At 72.3% G+C, this 18,867-nt stretch carries 18 protein-coding genes; 6 read left to right on the plus strand and 12 right to left on the minus strand.

All coding sequences use genetic code 11. The features are described 5' to 3' along the window. The 4 genes from ACTWPW_RS22510 to ACTWPW_RS22525 form a co-directional block, all read right to left on the minus strand. A complete protein-coding gene (locus ACTWPW_RS22510) occupies positions 1-846 on the minus strand; it encodes a sirohydrochlorin chelatase (protein WP_364127171.1) in 846 nt (281 codons plus the stop codon). Positions 847-916: 70 nt separating this feature from the next. Next, positions 917-2,092, minus strand: a complete 1,176-nt coding sequence (gene cbiE / locus ACTWPW_RS22515; protein ID WP_375116127.1) for a precorrin-6y C5,15-methyltransferase (decarboxylating) subunit CbiE — start codon at positions 2,090-2,092, stop codon at positions 917-919. 79 nt (positions 2,093-2,171) lie between these two features. Continuing rightward, a complete protein-coding gene (locus ACTWPW_RS22520; protein WP_443169849.1) occupies positions 2,172-2,669 on the minus strand; it encodes a GNAT family N-acetyltransferase in 498 nt (165 codons plus the stop codon). Then, complete coding sequence (locus tag ACTWPW_RS22525) at positions 2,627-3,250, minus strand: GNAT family N-acetyltransferase (protein ID WP_443169834.1); 624 nt, start codon at positions 3,248-3,250, stop codon at positions 2,627-2,629. The genes ACTWPW_RS22520 and ACTWPW_RS22525 overlap by 43 nt, the downstream gene beginning before the upstream one ends. 76 nt (positions 3,251-3,326) lie before the next feature. Here ACTWPW_RS22525 and ACTWPW_RS22530 point away from each other — a divergent pair, with 76 nt between their 5' ends. Further along, positions 3,327-3,734, plus strand: a complete 408-nt coding sequence (locus ACTWPW_RS22530; protein WP_364127164.1) for a DUF2795 domain-containing protein — start codon at positions 3,327-3,329, stop codon at positions 3,732-3,734. 3 nt (positions 3,735-3,737) lie between these two features. Beyond that, positions 3,738-4,751 (plus strand): baeRF2 domain-containing protein, encoded by a 1,014-nt coding sequence (locus tag ACTWPW_RS22535; protein ID WP_375116125.1) that lies wholly within the window; start codon positions 3,738-3,740, stop codon positions 4,749-4,751. Here ACTWPW_RS22535 and ACTWPW_RS22540 read toward each other — a convergent pair. The 3 genes from ACTWPW_RS22540 to ACTWPW_RS22550 are packed head-to-tail and all read right to left on the minus strand — an operon-like array spanning position 4,741 to position 7,404. After that, positions 4,741-5,298 (minus strand): LutC/YkgG family protein, encoded by a 558-nt coding sequence (locus ACTWPW_RS22540; RefSeq protein WP_375116124.1) that lies wholly within the window; start codon positions 5,296-5,298, stop codon positions 4,741-4,743. The genes ACTWPW_RS22535 and ACTWPW_RS22540 overlap by 11 nt on opposite strands. Then, entirely contained in the window at positions 5,285-6,676 is a 1,392-nt protein-coding gene (locus tag ACTWPW_RS22545) for a lactate utilization protein B (protein ID WP_375116123.1), read from the minus strand. The genes ACTWPW_RS22540 and ACTWPW_RS22545 overlap by 14 nt, the downstream gene beginning before the upstream one ends. Continuing rightward, entirely contained in the window at positions 6,673-7,404 is a 732-nt protein-coding gene (locus tag ACTWPW_RS22550; RefSeq protein ID WP_375116122.1) for a (Fe-S)-binding protein, read from the minus strand. The genes ACTWPW_RS22545 and ACTWPW_RS22550 overlap by 4 nt, the downstream gene beginning before the upstream one ends. A gap of 98 nt (positions 7,405-7,502) precedes the next feature. On the opposite strand from ACTWPW_RS22550, the gene ACTWPW_RS22555 reads away from it, so the two are divergent. Beyond that, positions 7,503-8,201 carry a FadR/GntR family transcriptional regulator gene (locus tag ACTWPW_RS22555; protein ID WP_375116121.1) on the plus strand — a complete coding sequence of 233 codons (699 nt, stop codon included), beginning with the start codon at positions 7,503-7,505 and terminating at the stop codon, positions 8,199-8,201. A 12-nt stretch (positions 8,202-8,213) separates the two neighbouring features. Here ACTWPW_RS22555 and ACTWPW_RS22560 read toward each other — a convergent pair whose 3' ends face one another. Beyond that, a complete protein-coding gene (locus ACTWPW_RS22560; protein WP_443169835.1) occupies positions 8,214-9,632 on the minus strand; it encodes a sulfatase family protein in 1,419 nt (472 codons plus the stop codon). Positions 9,633-9,721: 89 nt separating this feature from the next. Between ACTWPW_RS22560 and ACTWPW_RS22565 the strand changes: the two genes are divergently transcribed. Further along, positions 9,722-10,726: an LLM class F420-dependent oxidoreductase gene (locus tag ACTWPW_RS22565; protein ID WP_375116119.1), complete on the plus strand. Its 1,005-nt coding sequence runs from the start codon at positions 9,722-9,724 to the stop codon at positions 10,724-10,726. A gap of 51 nt (positions 10,727-10,777) precedes the next feature. Here ACTWPW_RS22565 and ACTWPW_RS22570 read toward each other — a convergent pair whose 3' ends face one another. Both ACTWPW_RS22570 and ACTWPW_RS22575 read right to left on the minus strand, forming a co-directional pair. Beyond that, positions 10,778-12,715 carry an FtsX-like permease family protein gene (locus tag ACTWPW_RS22570; protein WP_443169836.1) on the minus strand — a complete coding sequence of 646 codons (1,938 nt, stop codon included), beginning with the start codon at positions 12,713-12,715 and terminating at the stop codon, positions 10,778-10,780. Then, positions 12,712-13,395, minus strand: coding sequence for an ABC transporter ATP-binding protein (locus ACTWPW_RS22575; RefSeq protein ID WP_364136838.1), 684 nt, complete (start codon positions 13,393-13,395; stop codon positions 12,712-12,714). Before ACTWPW_RS22575 ends, ACTWPW_RS22570 begins: the two co-directional genes overlap by 4 nt. 91 nt (positions 13,396-13,486) lie before the next feature. Between ACTWPW_RS22575 and ACTWPW_RS22580 the strand changes: the two genes are divergently transcribed. Together ACTWPW_RS22580 and ACTWPW_RS22585 are read left to right on the plus strand one after the other, a co-directional pair. Beyond that, positions 13,487-14,134 carry a response regulator transcription factor gene (locus ACTWPW_RS22580; protein WP_364136836.1) on the plus strand — a complete coding sequence of 216 codons (648 nt, stop codon included), beginning with the start codon at positions 13,487-13,489 and terminating at the stop codon, positions 14,132-14,134. A gap of 154 nt (positions 14,135-14,288) precedes the next feature. Beyond that, on the plus strand, positions 14,289-14,894 hold the full coding sequence (locus tag ACTWPW_RS22585) for a DUF4328 domain-containing protein (protein WP_375116117.1): 606 nt from the start codon (positions 14,289-14,291) through the stop codon (positions 14,892-14,894). 39 nt (positions 14,895-14,933) lie between these two features. Here ACTWPW_RS22585 and ACTWPW_RS22590 read toward each other — a convergent pair whose 3' ends face one another. Further along, positions 14,934-18,581, minus strand: a complete 3,648-nt coding sequence (locus tag ACTWPW_RS22590; RefSeq protein WP_443169837.1) for a DNA polymerase III subunit alpha — start codon at positions 18,579-18,581, stop codon at positions 14,934-14,936. Beyond that, on the minus strand, positions 18,581-18,847 hold the full coding sequence (locus ACTWPW_RS22595; RefSeq protein WP_168015120.1) for a DUF6504 family protein: 267 nt from the start codon (positions 18,845-18,847) through the stop codon (positions 18,581-18,583). The genes ACTWPW_RS22590 and ACTWPW_RS22595 overlap by 1 nt, the downstream gene beginning before the upstream one ends. Between the last annotated feature and the right edge of the window lie 20 nt (positions 18,848-18,867).

Genomic DNA, 18,867 nt, shown 5'->3' on the forward strand with positions numbered 1-18,867 from the left:
TTAGGGAACGAGTTGGAGCGCTTCCTCGTATCGGTCGATCACGACGTCGGCCAGGATCTCGCAGTCGCCGATCACCTCGGCGCAGCGGATGTCGAGGTCGGGGTGTCCCGCCCCGTACGCCAGCGCCTGGGCCCACACGCGCTCGAGCATGCCGCCCGCGAACAGCAGGTACGGCACCACGATCACCCGCTTGGCCCCCAGGCGGCGGCAGCGCTCGAGCCCGCCGGGCACCCCGGGCGGGGTGACCGACACGAACGCGGTCTCGACGGTCATGAAGTCGTAGGCGTGCGTCTCCCAGAACAGCCGGGAGACGCGGTGGATCTCGGCGTTCGCGGTCGCGTCCGTGGAGCCCTCGCCGACCAGGACGACCGCGGTCTCCCCCGGCTCGACGTGCGTGAGGAGGTCGTCGGACGGGATCGCGTCCACGGCGCGCAGCCGGGGCCTGGCCCCCACCAGCTCCAGCGCGCGCGGCTTGGAGATCTCGGCGGCGGCCTCGTTGAGCCGCTCGGCCAGCAGCGCCAGCACGCGGGGGTCGGGGCCGAGGGGGCGGCCGTAGTCGTACATCAGCGTGGGGTGCCGCTGCTGCTCCAGCGCCATCGCGGCGGGGAACTCCTCGCCCACCCGGCTGAGGCTCAGCGGCAGCGCCACGAGCCGGTGGTGACCCCTGGCGACCAGGGAGGCGACGGAATCGCTCAGCCGGGGCGTGGCCCGCTCCAGATAGCCCCCCGACACGTCCGCTCCGGTCTGGTCGAGTCGACAGCGCAGGCGGTGTACGAACCTGCCGAACTCCGCGGCGTAGGCGTCGTCCTGTGAGCCCTGCCCGATCAGCAGGAGCGGCGGCTTCATTGTGAGGGATTCTCCGGTGCGCTAGACAAAGTCACGCGAGGATAACCGATGCGCACCGGTAGGGAACAGGTCACGCTGTGTGCGCAGGTGTCGCATGCACCACGAAAACGGGGTCAGAGGCGGTCAGGCGGTGGGAACCGTCGGGGTTGAGGGTCAGCTTCGAGGCCAGGATCTGAGTGCCCTCGCCACGGTAGCCCTGCTCGCGCAACCGGTCCAGCACGGCGGTGACCTGCTCGACCTTGCTCAGCGCGCACACGAGCACGCGCGGGCGCCGGGCGGCGCAGGCCACCACCACGTCGAGGCCGCCGCCGCCCACGTAGACGGCGTCGGGGTCGGGCAGCGGCTCGAGCGCCGGGGGCGCCTGTCCCCTGGTCAGAGCCACTTTCACGCCGTGTTCGAGCACGTTGGAGCGCAGTTGGGCGCACCGCTGCTCGTCCCGCTCGACGGCCATGACGGCCGCTCCGTGGCGAGCGCACTCGACGGCGATCTGGCCGACGCCCGCGCCGACGTCCCAGACCAGGTCGCCGAGCCGGGGCCCCAGCTTGGCCAGCACGTACGCCCTGACCTCCGGCGGGAGCCCGCCCTCGAACGGCAGCGCCCACTCGGCGGGCCCCGGCCCGGCGCCGGCCACCCAGCTCGGCTCCTTGGCCTGGTGCAGCGGGTCGATGACGAGGACCACGTCGGGGTCCTTCCACGGCCTGGTGGTGGCCTCGCCCATGCGGCTGTGCGTGACCCGCTCGTCGGGGCCGCCGAGGTCCTCGCACACGATCAGCGCGCGCGGCGTGGTGGGCGCCAGCTCCCTGGCGATCTCGCCGGGGCCGACGCCGGGAGCGACGAGCAGCGCCACCTTGGGATGGGCGCGGCAGGCGTTCACGGCCCGGTTGAGCTGGCCGGGGCCGGACGGGGCGACGACCAGGGCGTCCTCCCAGTTGAGGCCGGCGCAGGCGAAGGCGCGGCTGACGAGGGAGATGGCGGGCAGGACGTCCGGCTTGAGGCCGTGTGCCCGCAACGTGCGTACGACGCCGAAGAATCCGGGATCGCCCTCCGCGACCACGACCGCGGGCCCCTCGCCATGTTCGAGGTGGTCGTCGAGGGTCTCCAGCAGCGACCCGTCGGCCGCGGTCGCCGCGGTGAGCCTGAGCTGCCCGAGAATGGCGTCCGGCCCCACGACGAGCCTGGCCTCGTGCAGCTTGTCCACCGCCCTGGCCGAGAGCTCGGACCCGTCCCAGCCGACAACCGTGATCATGCGCCTCACCGTCCTCACCTCAAGGGTGACGGCTGCGGAGGAGATTCACAAAGGGTGCGGGGGTCAGTCCGGTGTGCCCTCAGGCCAGGTCGGACGGGATGAGGCTGTAGATGACCATGTCCGCGCCGCCGAGCGAGGCGCGGGCGACGCCCTCGCGGACGAACCCGGCCTTCTCCGCCACCCGCTGCGACGCGGTGTTGGCCACGACGGCGCGCAGCTGGAGCCGGCTGAATCCGTGCTGCTCGAACAGCCAGCGCGCGAGCGCCCGCACGGCCTCGCCGGTGAACCCCCGGCCCCGGGCCCAGGGGGCGGCCATGTAGCCGACCTCGGCGGTCCGGTTGTCCCAGTCGAGGTGCTGCAGGTCCACGTTCGCCACGTAGCGGCCGGTGCCGAGCTCCTCGGCCGTCCAGACGGCGCCCAGACCCCTCATCCGCAGGCGCTCCGCGTGGGCGATGTACGCCCGCGCGTGCTCCTCGGTGTAGTCACGGGGCACGCCCGTGTACGCCTGCGACAGCGGGTCCGCGGCGGTGTCCGTCAGGTGCCGGACGTCCTGGGGCCCCTGCGGCCGGAGGAGCAGCCGCTCGGTGGCAGCTCCGTCCTGGGCAGGGCGGCGGTGCGCGTGCCGCTGTCGTGGCGCAGCAGGCCGAAGATGACGAGGTCGTGCGTGCCGTCGCCGTCCAGGACCGCGTCCCGGAGCACGCCTTCCCAGGTGAAGCCCGCTTTGCAGGCCACGCGGAGCGAGGCGAGGTTGTCCAGGTTGGCCGTCAGGTCGATCCTGCGCAGCCCCACCGTCTTGAATGCCCAGTGGGTCAGCCCGCGTACCGCCTCGGTGGCGAACCCGCGGCCCCGGTAGAGGGGATGCACGCCGTAGCCGACCTCGGCGGTGCCGGCGGTCCACGACGTCTTGAACAGGCTGATGGCGCCCACGATGAGCCCGTCGGCGTCGGCCATGGCCAGGTGGACCCCCTGACCGGAGCGACGCAGCTCGTGCACGTCGTGCATGAGCCACCGGTGCACGCCCGAGCGCCTGGCCGGGGCGCCCGGCGGCAGGAACTGGACGCCGGACCCCACGATGGAGCTGACTCTGCGCGCGTCCTTGAGGCCGAATGGCCGCAGCGTAAGCCGTGCCGTGGCGATGCTCACGTCAGGATCGAACACGCTCGGCAGGCTACACACCCGCGATGTTTGCCCACGAAAGCGGGGGTAGGGGCGCACTGAGAGGAGTGAGGGAACTATGGAACGTGGGAGCGACAAGCACGGGCCCCGCCTGGACGACGAGCAGAAGCACGAGACCGAGGGCATGATGCGCGGTGGCGGCTCGACGCACGCCGAGGAGTGGAAGGAGCCCGAGGCCATGCCGGCGGCCGGTGAGGAGCCGCGGCAGTCGTACCCGCCCGGTCACGCCCCCGGCGTCCCCGAAGGCATGACGCAGCGCGACGTCGACGTCCGCAGCGACCTGGCCAAGTGGCTGAGCGACACCCACTGGCCGGCGGACAAGCGCCAGCTGCTGGAACGCGCCCACCGCCACGGTGCCCCGGACCCGGTGATCGACATGGTCGAGGCCCTCCCCGACCGCAGTTTCGTGAACATGGCCGACATCGCCAAGGCACTCGGCATCGGCGTGGAAAAGCGGAGGTGGTGACCGGTGCGGCTCGACTTCATCCGGCCCCTGTACGAGCGGCGCGGCCCGTACGCGTCCGTCTACCTGGGCGCGCTCACCGGGCCCGAGCGGGAGAGCCACTGGCGCGGCGTACGCGACCAGCTCGACCACCACGCCGACAAGGCGACCCTGGACGCCCTCCAGGAGGAGGCCCTGCGGGCCGCGGCCGGGCGGGCGCTGTTCGCCACGCACGGTGACGTGGTGCTGGCCGAGTCGCTCGCGCGGGCGCCGTCCGAGCTGGCCGTCTGGACCTCGCTGCCGCACGTCACCCCCATGCTGATGCAGCGCGGCGAGAACGTGCCGCACATCCGGGTCATCGTGGACCACGCGGGGGCCGAGGTCACCGTGTTCGGAGGCGGGTCGCCGCGCAAGGCCACCGTCGAGGCCGCCTCGTGGCCGCTGCAGAAGACCGCGCAGGGCGGCTGGTCGCAGAAGCGGTACGAGCGGGCCGTGGACGAGGCGTGGGAGAAGAACGCGGTCGCCGTGGCCCACGAGATCGACGAGCAGGTACGCCGCATCGGGGCGGAGCTGGTCCTGGTGGCGGGCGAGCCGAAGTCGCGCTCGTACCTGCTGCACCACCTCGGCACCAAGGCCGCCGACCGGGTGACGATGGTCGAGCACGGCAGCCGCGAGGACCACGGCCAGTTCGAGGTGGACGTGGAGCGGGCCCTCGACGACTGGCTCGACCGCCGGCGCGCCGAGCTGCTCGAACGGCACCAGGAGTCGTCGGGCCCGACCGGGATGGCCCGGGTCTCGCAGGCCCTGCGCGAGGGCCGGGTGCACGCGGTGCTCGTGCCCGGCGAGCTGCCGAAGCCGGTCTGGATCGGCGAGGGCGGCACGCAGTTGGCCACCGACCAGGGTGAGCTGCACCGCTGGGGGGTGGAGGAGCCGATCCAGGAGCGCTCGGACTCCGCGCTGGCCAGGGCGGCCGCGATGACGGACGCCGAGCTGTGGTTCACCGACGCGGTGCCGGACGTGGCGGCCGTGCTCAGGTACTGATGATCACTTCGAGGGTCCGGGGGCCGTGCACGCCCTCGACCCGGTTCAGCTCGATGTCGCTGGTGGCCGACGGGCCGCTGATCCAGGTGAGCGGGCGGGCCGGGTCGAGCCGGGCGACGGCCTCCGGGACGCCGGCCACGATCTGGTCGGCCCGCACCACGCACAGGTGGTAGTCGGGGACCAGCGTCTGCGCCCTCGTGCCCTGGCCGGGGCCGTGGTCGAGGACGATGGTGCCGGTCTCCGCGATGGCCACGGCGCAGTTCGTGACCACGCCGTCGGCCGTCCTGACGTCGCTCCACCCGCCGGCCCGGTCGAAGCCGTCGGGGACGATCATGCGGCGCTCGCCGAGGCATTCGTCGATCTTGCCCGGCACCTCTGCCGCCGGGATGACGTGCACGATCGCCCGGTAGTCGTCCACCCGCTCGGCGAACAGCTCGACCAGGGCCTCGCCCGGCCGCTCGGTGCGGTAGTGCCGGGGGATCTCCACGTCTTCCACGCCGGCGACGGCCTTGCCGATCCGGGCGAGGATCTCCTCACGCGCGCTCATTCCGCTCCCACCAGTCTCTGAAGGATTCTTCCGGAATTTCAGGAATGTCCCTGGTGTCGGTCCACGCCGACAGCGGGCCGGGCATGCGCTTGGGGACGAGCTTGCGCAGCCGGCCGGCCGCGCGCTGCGCCTTGGCCAGCCGGCGGTGGTCGTTGAATATCCAGCCGGCGACCTTCATGCCGGCCCGCTCGGCCGCCGCGTGCGGGGCCTTGGCCCGCAGGTCCACCAGGACCTCGGGGATGTCGATGGCCACCGGGCAGGCCTCGTAGCAGGCGCCGCAGAGGCTGGAGGCGAACGGCAGCGAGGCGTCCAGTTCGGAGGACATGCCCCTGAGCTGCGGGGTGAGGATCGCGCCGATCGGGCCGGGATAGACCGAGCCGTACGCGTGGCCGCCCGCGCGCTCGTACACGGGGCACACGTTCAGGCAGGCCGAGCAGCGGATGCAGCGCAGCGCCTGGCGGCCCACCTCGTCGGCGAGCACGTCGGTGCGGCCGTTGTCGAGCAGCACGAGGTGGAACTCCTGGCCCTCGACCGCGCCCGTCCACATGCTCGTGTACGGATTCATCCGCTCGCCCGTGGAGCTTCGCGGAAGGAGCTGGAGGAACACCTCCAGATCCCGCCAGGACGGCAGCAGTTTCTCGATCCCGACGACGCTGATCAGGGTCTCCGGGAGGGTCAGGCACATGCGGCCGTTGCCCTCCGACTCCAGCACCACCAGCGTGCCGGTCTCGGCCACCATGAAGTTGGCGCCGGAGATCGCGACCTTGCTCCTGAGGAAGCGTTCCCGCAGGTGGAGGCGGGCCGCCTCGGCCAGGGCCGGCGGGTCGTCGGTGAGGTCGGGCGACACGCCGGGCATCTTGTCGAGGAAGATCTCCCGGATCTCCGACCTGTTGCGATGGATGGCCGGGACCAGGATGTGGCTCGGGAAGTCGTCGCCGAGCTGGACGATCAGCTCGGCCAGGTCCGTCTCGTACGCGGTGATGCCCGCCGCGGCCAGCGCCTGGTTGAGCTCGATCTCCTGGGTGGCCATCGACTTGACCTTGACCACCTCGGTCTCGCCGGTGGCCTTGACCAGGTCCGTCACGATGCGGTTGGCCTCGGCGGCGTCCCTGGCCCAGTGCACGGTGCCGCCCGCCCGGGTCACCGCCGCCTCGAGCTGGAGCAGGTAGCGGTCGAGGTTGCGGAGGGTGTGGTCCTTGATCGCCTTGCCGGCCGCGCGGAGCTCCTGCCAGTCGGGCAGCTCGCCGACGACGCTCGCCCGCTTGCCGCGGATGGTGTGGGTGGCCTTGCGGAGGTTGAAGCGGAGCTGGGAGTTCTGTACGGCCTCTTTGGCGTTCTCCGGGAAACTTCCCGGCATGCCGAGGAACGTCGAGCTCATTGGGCCTCCTCCGTGGACGCGAGGATCTCGGCCAGGTGCATGGTCCTGACGCCGGTCTGCTGGCGGCTCAGGGTGCCGCCGATGTGCATCAGGCAGGAGTTGTCCGCCGCGCAGAGCACCTCGGCGCCCGTGCCCAGGACGTTGCGGGTCTTGTCGGCGCCCATCGCGGCGGAGACGGCCGGGTTCTTGACCGCGAAGGTGCCGCCGAAGCCGCAGCACTCCTCGGATCCCGGCAGCGGCACCAGCTCCAGGCCACGTACGTTCCGCAGCAGCCTGGTGGGCCGGTCGCCCAGGTGGAGGCCGCGGAGCGAGTGGCACGTCGGGTGATATGTCACCCGGTGCGGGAAATATGCGCCGACGTCATCGGTCTTCAGGACGTCGATCAGGAACTCGGACAGCTCATACACCTTCGGGACGACCTCCGCGATCGCCACCGCTCCCCTGCTGCCCGGCCTGGCCAGCTTCGGGTACTGCTCGCGCACCATGGCCGCGCACGAGCCCGACGGCGCGACGACCGCGTCGTATCCGGCGAACACCTCGGTGAAGTGCCGGGCCAGCCGCACGCCCTCCTCCCGGTAACCGGTGTTGACGTGCATCTGCCCGCAGCACGTCTGGGCGGCGGGGAAGTCCACGTCGCAGCCGAGCCTGCGCAGGAGCGACACGACGGCCTTGCCGGTGCCGGGGAAGAGCGTGTCGTTCACACACGTGATGAACAGGGCGACTCGCACGACTCTCCTTCCAAGGTATGGTCCGACCACAGTATGGTCAGACCATACCGAACCACACCACTTCCGGCCACCATCCATCCCGGCACCAGGAGGCTTCGTTGGACGGCACCGGCTGGCGCCCCGTCAAGCGAACGCGGACGTTCGAGGACGTTCTTGCCCAGATCGAGCGGCGCATCACCGAGGACGGCCTCACCGTCGGCGACCGGCTGCCCGCCGAACGGCAGCTCGCCGAGCAGCTCGGCGTCAGCCGCTCGTCGGTGCGCGAGGCGATGCGCGTGCTGGAGACGCTGGGCGTGGTCTCCTCGCAGGTGGGCCGGGGTCCGGACGCCGGAGCCGTGCTCACCTCGCGCCCGGACTCCGCCCTGACCGACCTGCTCCGGCTGCACCTCGGCCTGGCCAGCCTGGAGATGCGCGAGGTCATCGACGCCCGGCACATGATCGAGCAGTGGGCCGCCGCGCAGGCGGCCGCCACCGGGGCCGACACCTCCGCGCTGGCCGCCGCCCTGGACGGGATGGACGGGGCGAAGACGGCCGAGGAGTTCGTGGAGCACGACACGGCCTTCCACTGCGCGATCGCGGACGCGTCGGGCAACCGGCTCATCGCCGCCATCATGCGCTCGCTCCGCGACTCGATGCGGAGGTACTCGGTCGAAGCGGTGCAACGGCTGGGGGACACGTCGGTCCTGCGCGCGGACCACGTACGCATCCTGGAGGCCATCGAGCGGGGCGCTGCCGACGAGGCCGCCCAGGCCGTCTCGGAGCACCTGGCGCACGCGTACCCGTCGCTGTTCCGCTGATCCGTCAGCGGCTCACTCCCGCCGGTCCGCCTCCCGGCACGTGGCCCCCGAACACCCCGCCATCCCCGTCAACCGCTGGTCCAACCGCCCCACCAGCGCCGGATCGGCGTACTCGGCCAGGTTCCGCAGCTGGTACGGATCAGCGTGCAGATCGTAGAGCTGCCGCTCCCCCGTCTCGTAGCGCACATACGTGTACTGATCGGTCCGCAACGCCTGATAGGCGGGCACGGGCGTCTGAGCCGCCGACGACGGGTCGGCCGGCCGGCTGAACTCGATCAGCACCTGTTTTCGCCAGTCCCCCGGCGGGGTCCCCTTCAGCAGCGGCACCAGCGAGCGGCCCTCCGCGAACGGAGCCGCCGTGGCCCCGCCCAGCTCCGCGAACGTCGGTGCCAGGTCGATCGTGGCGCCCATCTGCGTGACCGCCGCGCCGACCTTGACGCCGGGGCCGCGGACGACGAGCGGGACCTTGATGGCCTCCTCGAACGGGGTGGTCTTGCCCTGCTTGAGGCGGTGGGTCCCGAGGTGGAAGCCGTTGTCGGAGGTGAAGAAGATGTAGGTGTTGTCGAGCTTGCCCGACTCCTGCAGGGCCCGGACCACCGAGCCGACGAGGTCGTCCACGCCGAGCATGGATCGCAGCCGGGTGCGGTAGCGCTCGTCGATCCCGGCGATGGCCGGCTCCGGGATCCTGGGCCTGGTGCGCAGCCAGAGCGGCTCGTCGCTGACGTCCTCCTGGTTGAACGAGGGCGTGCGCGGCGCCGTGGCCGTCGGGAAGGCGTCGAGGTGCCGGAGGGCGGGGTTGGCCGGGTTGTGCGGGCCGGTCGGGGCCAGGTAGAGGAAGAACGGCTCCTGCGATCCGGTGATGAAGTCGTGGGCCTTGCGGGCCAGCACGTCGGACAGGTAGTCCTGCTCGGACCAGCCGTAGTCGTACAGGCTGCCGTTCTCGTTGAGGCGGTAGCCGTACTCCTGGTAGAGCGCGCGGACCGGCACGTTCCACTCGTTCCAGCCGGGCGGCACGAACGACTCCTGGGCCGAGGCTCCCGGATAGTGGTTGAGGTATTTGCCCATCAGCGCCGTCCGGTAGCCGGCCTGCTGCATCCAGGTGCCGATCGTGGAACGTTCCAGATCCTGGGTGTGGAAGCGGTCGAAGCCGCCCTCGGGCGGGGTGTTGGTGAGCACGCCGTGGCTGTGCACGTGCTGGGAGCGCAGGATCGACGCCCTCGACGGGCAGCACCAGGAGTTCGTCACGAAGAAGCGGTCGAACGAGGTGCCCTGGCCGACGAGGTGCTGGGTGATGTTCGGGAAATTCGGCAGGGTGCCGCTCTCGAGATCGTCGGCCAGCACGAGGACGATGTTCGGCCGTGAGTCGCCCTCGGCGATCGTGGGCTCGGCCGCCGGCAGGAGAAGCAGCAGGCAGGCGAGTCGACAGAGCACTTTGAGCACAGAGTCTGACTTCCCCGGAAGATCCCATTGACACCAGGATCGAGCTCGACCGTAATAGAACTTAATTCCGGAGGTGTCCTATGAAGCTCGGCCTGAACCTCGGCTACTGGCAGCGCAACGCCGACGACGCGACGGAGTCGGTGCTGGCGGCCGAACGGCTCGGCTACGACTCGGTGTGGACCGCCGAGGCGTACGGCAGCGACGTCTTCACGCCGCTCGCCTGGTACGGCGCGCGTACGACCCGCATCAAGCTGGGCACCTCGATCGCCCAGATCTCGGCCCGGCCCCCGGTCACGACGGCGATGACCGCCATGACGCTCGACCACCTCACCGGCGGCCGGCTGCTGCTCGGCGTGGGCGCCTCCGGGCCGCAGGTCGTGGAGGGCTGGTACGGCCAGCCGTTCGCCCGCCCGCTGGCCAGGACGCGCGAGTACGTCGAGATCATGCGCAAGGTGTGGCGCCGCGAGGAGCCGGTGACCAGCGACGGCCCGCACTACCCGCTGCCCCTGGCCGGCGGGCTGGGCAAACCGCTCAAGCTCATCACCCATCCGCTCAGGCCGGACATCCCCGTCTACCTCGGGGCGGAGGGCCCCAAGAACGTCGCCCTCGCGGCGGAGATCGGGCAGGGGTGGCTGCCGCTGTTCGCCTTCCCCGAGAAGATCGAGGAGATGTACGGCGAGGCGCTGTCGGGGGCCGCTCCAGGCTTCGACGTGGCCGCCATGGTGATGGTGATGATCTCCGACAACGTCCGGGCCGCGCTGGACGGCGTGAAGATGATGCTCACGCTGTACATCGGCGGCATGGGCGCCAAGCAGCGCAACTTCCACGCCGACATCATCGGCCGGATGGGCTATGCCGAGGCCGCCGAGCACATCCAGTCGCTCTACCTGGCGGGGCGCAAGGACGAGGCGTTCCGGGCGATCCCGGACGAGCTGGCCGACGGCATCTCGCTCGTCGGCCCGCCCGGCCGGATCAAGGAGCGCCTCGACCTGTGGCACCGCAGCCCGGTCACGAGCCTGCTGGTCATGGGGCCGCGGGACGAGCCGACGCTGAAGCTCGTCCGCGACCTCGTGCTCGACGGCTGATCGCAGAGGCGACGCCGGGCGCGGGCCGGGCGCCCGGCTCGTACCGGGTGGCTAGTCCGGGCGCGGGGCCGGGTCGGCGGTGACCGAGCGCAGGAGCGGGCGGCTCAGCGCGCCCGCTCCGATCACGCCGGCGAAGCCCACGACGACGCAGCCCACCAGGGTCGTCACGCCGATCACGTTGATGCCGCCGATCATGAACGGCATCGCGCAGAACGCCCCGACCAGGATCGCCCCGCCGCCCATCACCGTCAGCGGGATGAGCGTCTCGGCCCGGCGGGCCCGGTCGAGCACCTCCAGCGGCGTGCCGGCCAGCCGCAGCAGCCCGTACGCCTGCCGCCGGTCCAGCACCGACGACATGGCGGTGATCCCCGAGCTGGCGATGGCCACCAGGAACGACACCGACAGCACCACGATGGTGCCCACGCGGACGTCGGCGAGGATCTGGGTGCCGAAGCGCTGGTCGTCGGTCTCCGTGGTGGGCGTGCGGCCGGGGACGAGCCCGGAGAGCGCGGTGCGGGCCCGGTCCAGCGTGGCCGCGTCGGCGGCGCTGCCCAGGGACGCGACGACGACGTTCTTGACGGGCCGCACGGTGGCCGTCACCCCCGCCTCGCGCAGCCGCTCGCGGGCCCGGCCGGTCAGCTCCGCCGCCTGCCCGGCGGGCGCGGTGACGCGGAGCTGGGGCGGCCCGGCCGCCTGGTCGTCGAACGCCGCCGGGCTGAGCAGGCCCAGGAAGCCCGCCACGAAGCCGGTCAGCGCCACACCGCTCACCGTCCGCCAGGCCGAGCGGGGGTCGTCCACGAGCCGGCGGCCGGCGAGCAGCCGGGCGGGGCCGCGCGCGCTGCCGGCCGTGATCCGGCCGATCATGCCGACCACCCACGGGCCGGCCAGGTTGACGCACAGGAACGCGAGAGCGAGCGCCACCGCGACGATCGCCACGCTGGTGCCCCTGGTCAGCAGCGGGAACGCGGCCAGCACCGCCAGCAGGGCGAGCACCCGTACGAACCGCATGGCGGGCGGCGTCTCCCGCTTGGCCACGCCGAGCGGGCTCACCACGACCCGCCGCAGCCCGGCCACCGCCGACAGCCCCACCAGCAGCGGCACCGCGACCAGCACGGCGGCCAGGATCAGCGGGTCCGGGAACAGGTCCGAGACGAACCACGGCCCGCCCTGCATCCTGATCCCGGCCAGCAGCGGCACGGCCAGGGCGAAGGCGACGGCACCCGTGAGCGCGCCGGCCAGCGCGACGATCACCGCCTCGGTCACGGTCATGGTCACGACCTGGCCGGGCGTCGCCCCGACCAGCCGCAGCGCGGCCAGCCGCTGGTCGCGCCGGGCCACCGTGAGCCGGGCCGCCGCGCCCCCGAAGACCAGCAGCGGCACCACCATGAGCACGCTGGCGATGAGCGAGAGCATCCGGTACGCCTCGGCGTCCTCACTCGGCTTCCCGGCCAGGCTCGCGACCTTGGCGGGCGGCTTGGCGACGATCCAGTCGTCGCTGCGGGCGGCGGTCATCGCCGGGGCGCCGGGCTCGTGACCGACGACCGCGACCAGCTCGCCGGGGTGGACGAGCGCCTCGTCGCCGAGCACGCCCTCGGGATCGGGATAGCGGTCGGCGAGCTCGGCCGCGGGCAGCTCCCTGGCCAGCTCGGCCAGGGCCGGCGACAGCCACACCTCGCCCGGCGCCGGGAAGCGGGGCAGGCCGGGCGGCGGGGCGGGGGCCTTGCCGAGCGCGGCCAGGTCGATGACGGTGATCGCCTGGTCGCGGACGAAGTCGTAGCGGGACGCCTCGACGGCGACCGCGCCGGAGGAGACCGGGACCGGGTTGCGCCAGGCGCCGCGCTCGGCCCTGGCCTGGAAGGCGGAGTTCGCGGCCACCGCGAACAGCAGCAGCGCCGTGGCCACCGCGACGGCCCCCAGCGTGAGCCAGGTGCCGAGCATCCCCCTGCGGCCGCCGCCCTTGAGCAGGCGCCAGGTGAGGTCGAGGTTCACGCGCGCACCCCGCTCGCGCCCGCCAGGATCCGGCCGTCGCGGACCTCGACCATGCGGTCGCACCAGGCGGCCACGTTCGGGTCGTGGGTGACGACGATCAGGCAGGCGCCGTTGTGCTTGGTCGCCTCCACCAGCAGCCGCATCGTCTCCTGCCCGGTCTGCTGGTCGAGCGCGCCCGTGGGCTCGTCGGCGAAGACCACGGCCGGCTTGCTCACCAGCGCCCTGGCGATGGCCACCCGCTGCGCCTGGCCGCCGGACAGCTCGCCCGGCCGCCTGGTCTCCATGGAGTGCAGGCCGAGGGGCGCGAACCACTCGCGCGCCTGGCGTACCGCCTGGGCCCTCGGCACCCCGCCCAGCATGAGCGGGAGCGCCACGTTCTCCTCCGCGGGCAGCTCCGGCAGGAGCTGGCCGAACTGGAAGACGAAGCCGAAGCGGGTGCGCCGAAGCGCGCTGCGCTGCCGCTCGCCCATGGCGTCGATGCGCTGCCCGAGCAGGTGCACCTCGCCCCCGTCTGGCTTCATGATCCCGGCCAGGCAGTGGAGCAGGGTCGACTTGCCGGAACCGCTCGGCCCCATGATCGCCACGGCTTCACCGGCCCGTATCGCGATGTCCACGCCGCCGAGGGCGACCGTCTGCCCGAACCGCTTGGCCAGGGCCCGTCCAACAAGCACGTCGTTCATGGCGTCCAGCCTGCCGGGAGCGGGGTGGCGGGAGGATCGGCCGTGCGTCCATAACCGCCTCGGCCGAACGGCTGATCCTTAGAGTTGGGGTGTGACTATTCGGGTTCTCATCGCTGACGACCAGCAACTGGTACGCACCGGCTTCCAGATGATTTTGGATGCCCAACCGGACATGGAGGTCGTGGCCGCGGTCGCGGACGGGGCGGAGGCCGTGGCGGAGGCCAGGCGGCTGCGGCCGGACGTGTGCCTGCTCGACATCAGGATGCCCAAGCTCGACGGGCTGGAGGTGACCCGCGCGCTGGCGGGCCCCGGCGTGGAGAACCCGCTGCGGGTGGTCATCGTCACCACGTTCGACCTGGACGAGTACGTCTACGGAGCCCTGCGCTCCGGCGCCACCGGCTTCCTGCTCAAGGACAGCGGGCCCACGCTGCTGATCGAGGCGGTCCGGGCGGCCGCGGCGGGTGACGCGCTGGTGTCGCCGTCGGTGACCGTGCGGCTGCTGCAACACCTGGCCCAGCCCCGCCGGACGATGCTCCCGGTGAACGAGCCGCTGACCGATCGCGAGCTGGACGTCGTACGGCTGGTGGCCAGGGGGCGGACGAACCAGGAGGTGGCCGCGGAGCTGTTCGTGTCGCTTTCCACCGTGAAGACACATCTCGGCAGCATCTTCGCCAAGCTCGGTGTCCGTAATCGGGTTGGAATCGCAGCTTGGGCGTGGGAATCCGGCGTGGTGAGCTGATTAACAGCGGGGCTCCCGGGATACAAGTGAATCAGAACCTCAGCGCATGGCCCGGGGGGAGAACAACGTGCGCTACACCCAGGCATCGCCTAACAGAGCCGCCTCTGCCGTATATGTGACACTCACTGCTCAGGTCCTCTCCCTCGGCGCTTTGGTGATCTTCGAACAGGCCCGCGGCCGCGAACTCGCCGCCCAGCTCGCCGCGTTCGGCGGCCGTCCCGAGGGGGCGGACGCGGAAGCGGTGGTGGGGGCGGTGACGACGTTCGCGGTGCTGATGATGCTGGTGGCGGGCACCTCGATCGCGGCCGCGGCCGCCTACGTGACCTGGCTCGTGCGGGCCAGGCAGGCCAACGACCGCTCGGCCGCGACGGGTCCGGTGGCGGCCGCCTGGCTGCTGCCCGGCGTCAACCTGATCGCCCCGGTGGTGCTGGTCGACGAGGTGTGGCGGGGCACCCGGCCGCCGGCGGGCCGCCGCGGGCGATGGCTGGCGCTGGTGTCGGGGTGGTGGCTGAGCTGGCTGGCCGCGCTGGCGCTGGTGACGATCCGGCTGCCGCTGGGCGCCTCGGCGGGCGACCTGACGGGGGTGGGGATGCCGGAACTGGCCTGCGCGGGGCTGGCGGCCGTGCTGTGCGCGGCGACGGTGCGCGAGCTGAGCCGGCTGCAGCGGGCGGCCCTCTGCGCCAAGAGCCCCGAGCCCGGCACCGTGCGCGCCTTCTCGCCGTCCGCCACGATCGAGGGCCTGGCGACCGACCCCCGCTGACCGGCGGCGGCACGGCGGCCGCTCCCACGAGGGAGCGGATCAGGCCGCCGTCGGGCCCGAGCTGCCCGGGCTGGCGTGCCAGAGCCGCCTGGGCGGGTTGGCCGCGATGGCCGGGCCGAGGTCGGAGTAGGGCGAGAGGCGGAAGCCGTTGGCGTACTCGATCTTGCGGCCGCCCACCCCGGCCAGCTCCTCCGGGGCCCGGTCGATGACGGCGCGGACCGCCTCGATGCCCTGGGAGCGCCGGAGCGCGTCCAGGTCGGCCAGGTTCCAGCAGTCCACCGCTCGCATCGACACCGCCCGTGTCCCCGTGCGCCGGACCACCCCCCTGGCCAGCACGAGCCACGAGCCGAACACGATCGACGCGCACCGCCCCTGCACCGACTCGAAGAACGTCAGGTCGATCGGCCCCGTCGAGTCGTCGAGCGTGGTGAAGATGACCCGCTGGCCCGAGCGCACGGCCGGCGTCTGGGTCGCCACCTTGACCCCGGCGACCAGGATCTCCGCCCCGTTGCGCTGGGCGAGCAGATCCCTGGAACGTACCACCCCGAGCGCGTCGAGCAGCTCGTCGTGGAAGCTGATGACGTGCCGGCTGACGTCGATGCCGAGGATCTCCAGCTCGGCCTCGACCATCTCCGTCTCCGTCATCTCGGGCAGCTCCCCCGGCGGCAGGTGCTCGCCGAACCCCAGCGGCAGCTGGACCGCCGGAGGAGCCGCGTTCTGGGCGGACGACAGGTCCATGTGCGAGCTGTAGCGCCGGGACTTGCGCGGGCCCGCCTGCACGCCGATCGCCGAGGTCCGGTCGAGCACGCCCACCTGGGCGATCAGGTCACGGCGGGTCAGCTCGCCGGGACGCCAGCGGGGCCCGCCCGGGTGCAGGTCGTGCAGCGCGTCCAGGCCGCCGACCTGGACGATCCGCTCGATCGTGGGCCGCGAGGGCCGGGCGCGGTCCCAGAAGTCGGCCAGCGACGTGTACGGCTGCCCGGCCACCATGCGCTCGACCTCCGCCTCGCTCACCCCCTTGATCGCCGAGAACGGCACCCGCAGCGCGTACCCCTTGCCGATCTCCCCGACCTTGAACTCCCGGCGCGCCCGCGCGCCCTCCAGCGCGGCCGGCCGCACCCGCACCTGGACGCGCGGCCCGAGCCGCTCCACCCGCCAGTCCTTGCCCGACTTGTTGACGTCGAGCGGCAGGATCTTCACCCCGCACTGCCGGGCCTCGTCGATGATGACCCGCGGCGGGTACATGCCGGGCTCGTGCGTGAGCACCCCGGCGAAGAACGCCGCCGCGTGGTGCCGCTTGAGCCAGGCCGACTGGTAGGTGGGCAGCGCGAACGCCGCCGCGTGCGCCTTGCAGAACCCGAACGCCCCGAACGCGTCCAGCACCTTCCAGGCCCGCTCCACGGCCGCCTCGTCGAACCCGTTGGCCTTGGCCAGGGGGACGAACGCCCGGCGCACCCGTGCGCGCCCCTCCGGCGTGTCCAGCGTCCGCCGCAGCGTCTCGGCGTACGACAGGTCGCGCCCGGTCATCACCGAGATGATCTTCAGCACCTGCTCGTGGAACACCACGACCCCGTGCGTCTCGTTCAGCGCCTCCCGCAGTCTCTCGTGCGGGTAGTACGGCTGCCGCCACCCGTGCCTGGCCTCCAGGTAGGGGGTGACCATGTCGGAGTTGACCGGCCCCGGCCTGAACAGCGAGATGTCCACGATCAGGTCGTGCATCCTGCGCGGCTCCAGCTTGGCCACCAGCTCGCGCTGGCCCGGCGACTCGATCTGGAAGCAGCCGAGGGTGCGCGAGGCGCAGATCATGTCGTAGGTCTCCTGGTCGTCGTGCGGGACGTATTGCACCTCGGGGTCGTCTCCGTGCTGGGTGTCCAGCTCGACCACGACGTCGTCCACCCGCTTGATCTCGGCCAGCGTGTACGCCATGGCCGACTGCATCCGCACGCCCAGCACGTCGAGCTTGAGCAGCCCGGCCTCCTCCACGTCGTCCTTGTCGAACTGCGACATCGGGAACTCCAGCAGGCTGCGCTCCACCGGCGTCCGGTCCCGCAGCGCCGAGTTGCCGATCAGCACGCCGCACGGGTGCAGCGCGATGTGCCTGGGCAGCCCGTCGAGCTTCTCCGCCAGCCGGAACACCCGGTCGAGCCCCGCCTCGCCGAGCCGGCTCTCGCGCAGCTCGGGCAGATCCTCCAGGGACGCGGTGATCTGCCTGGCCCTGATGTGCGGGAACGCCTTCGCGATCGCGTCGATCTCGTGCGGCGGCAGGCCCATCGCCCCGGCCACGTCGCGGATGGCGCTGCGCGCCCGGTAGGTCTCCATCATGGACACGCAGGCCACGCGGGACTCGCCGTAACGGTCGAAGATGGCCTGGTAGCAGTCGAGCCGGCGGGCCGACTCGACGTCCACGTCGATGTCGGGCAGCCCGATGCGGCCCTCGGACAGGAAGCGCTCCATGAGCAGGCCGTGGTCGATCGGGTTCACCTCGCCGATGCCGATGAGGTAGTTGACCAGGCTGCCGGCGCCCGAGCCGCGGATGGCGCAGCGGATGCCCATGCCGCGGATCATGTCCGTGATGCCGGCCACGGCGATGAAATATCCGGATAGGCGCTTGCGCTCGATGATGGCCAGCTCGTCCCGGAGGCGCTCCTTGGCGTCGGCGGAGCGGTCGAGGCCGCGCCTGATCAGCCCGTCCTCGACCCGGTGGCGCAGCAGCGGCACCGGGTCGCGGCCGATCTCCGGCAGGTGCAGGGCGGGCGGGTCGTTGCGCAGCGCGAGCAGGTCGAGCGGATCCATCGAGCACGCCTCGGCCAGCCGCCTGGTGGTGAACAGCAGCCGGGCCACCCGCTCCTGGTCGCCGGCGCACACCTTGGCCGCCACCTGCCGCATCTCCTTGGTGCTCTTGAGGTAGGCATGGGAGGTGGTGCGCTCCAGGTGGCGCGGGTGCAGCGGGACGAGCTGGCGGGCCGCGTCGAGCACGTCGCCCACCTGGTGGTCGGCCGGGTCGAGATAGCGCACCGCGTTGGTCAGGATCGCGGGCACGCCCATGGACTCGGCCAGGCCGAGCATGCGCACGGCCGTGGTGGCGTCGCGGAAACCGTACTGGTCGACCAGCTCGATCACCACGCCGGGCACCGCGGCGCGCCACAGGCCCAGCAGCGTCCTGGCGTGCTCGTCGCGCCGCTCGGCCACCGCGCGGCCCACGTCGGACCTGGGGCCGAGCAGCACCACGAGCCCGTCCTCGGCGCCGAACCCGTGGTCGCCGCCGGGTCCGCCGGCCCATTCGGCGACCAGCTCGCGGGTCACCTTGGGCGCGCCCCGCTCGCCCGCGTGGTGGGCGGCCGTGACCAGGCGGCACAGGCGGGACCAGCCCTTGGCGCGGGCCAGCACCGTGACGCGGTCCTCGGCGTTCGGGCCGGTCCTGGGGCGCGGCGGGCGGACGCCCGGCACCGGGGTGAAGGCGGAGGCGTGGACGTCGAGCGCCAGGTTCACGCCGAGCACCGGGGCGACGCCGGCCTCCGCGCACGCCTGGGCGTGCTTGATCGCGCCGTAGAGGCCGTCGCGGTCGGTCAGCGCCAGGATGTCCATCCCGTGCTCCACCGCCCGGCTCACCAGCGCTCGCGGGAAGGCGGTGCCGTAGCGCATGGAGTAGGCGGAGCTCACGTCGAGGTGCGGGAACGGGGGCGCCATCAGTCCCACGCCCTCAGCAGCAGCCAGCCGTTGCTGGCGGTGTCGTAGCGCAGCTCGTAGGAGCCCACCTCCCGGCCCGGGCTGGCCTCCACCCGCCAGAACTGGCGCTCGCCGGGATCGCCCTCACCGGTCTTCCACCACTCGCGCGCGACCACCCATTGATCGAGGACGCGGCGGACGAGATAGAGCCGATCCCGCCAGACGAACTGGGTCGGCTCCCCGTCCCGGGTCCACACCTCTATCGGATCGCCATAGAGTCTGCTCAAGACGCTTCTCCCCGCGGCTC

It is taken from the genome of Nonomuraea sp. KM90 (assembly GCF_052246675.1).
Lineage (GTDB): Bacteria > Actinomycetota > Actinomycetes > Streptosporangiales > Streptosporangiaceae > Nonomuraea.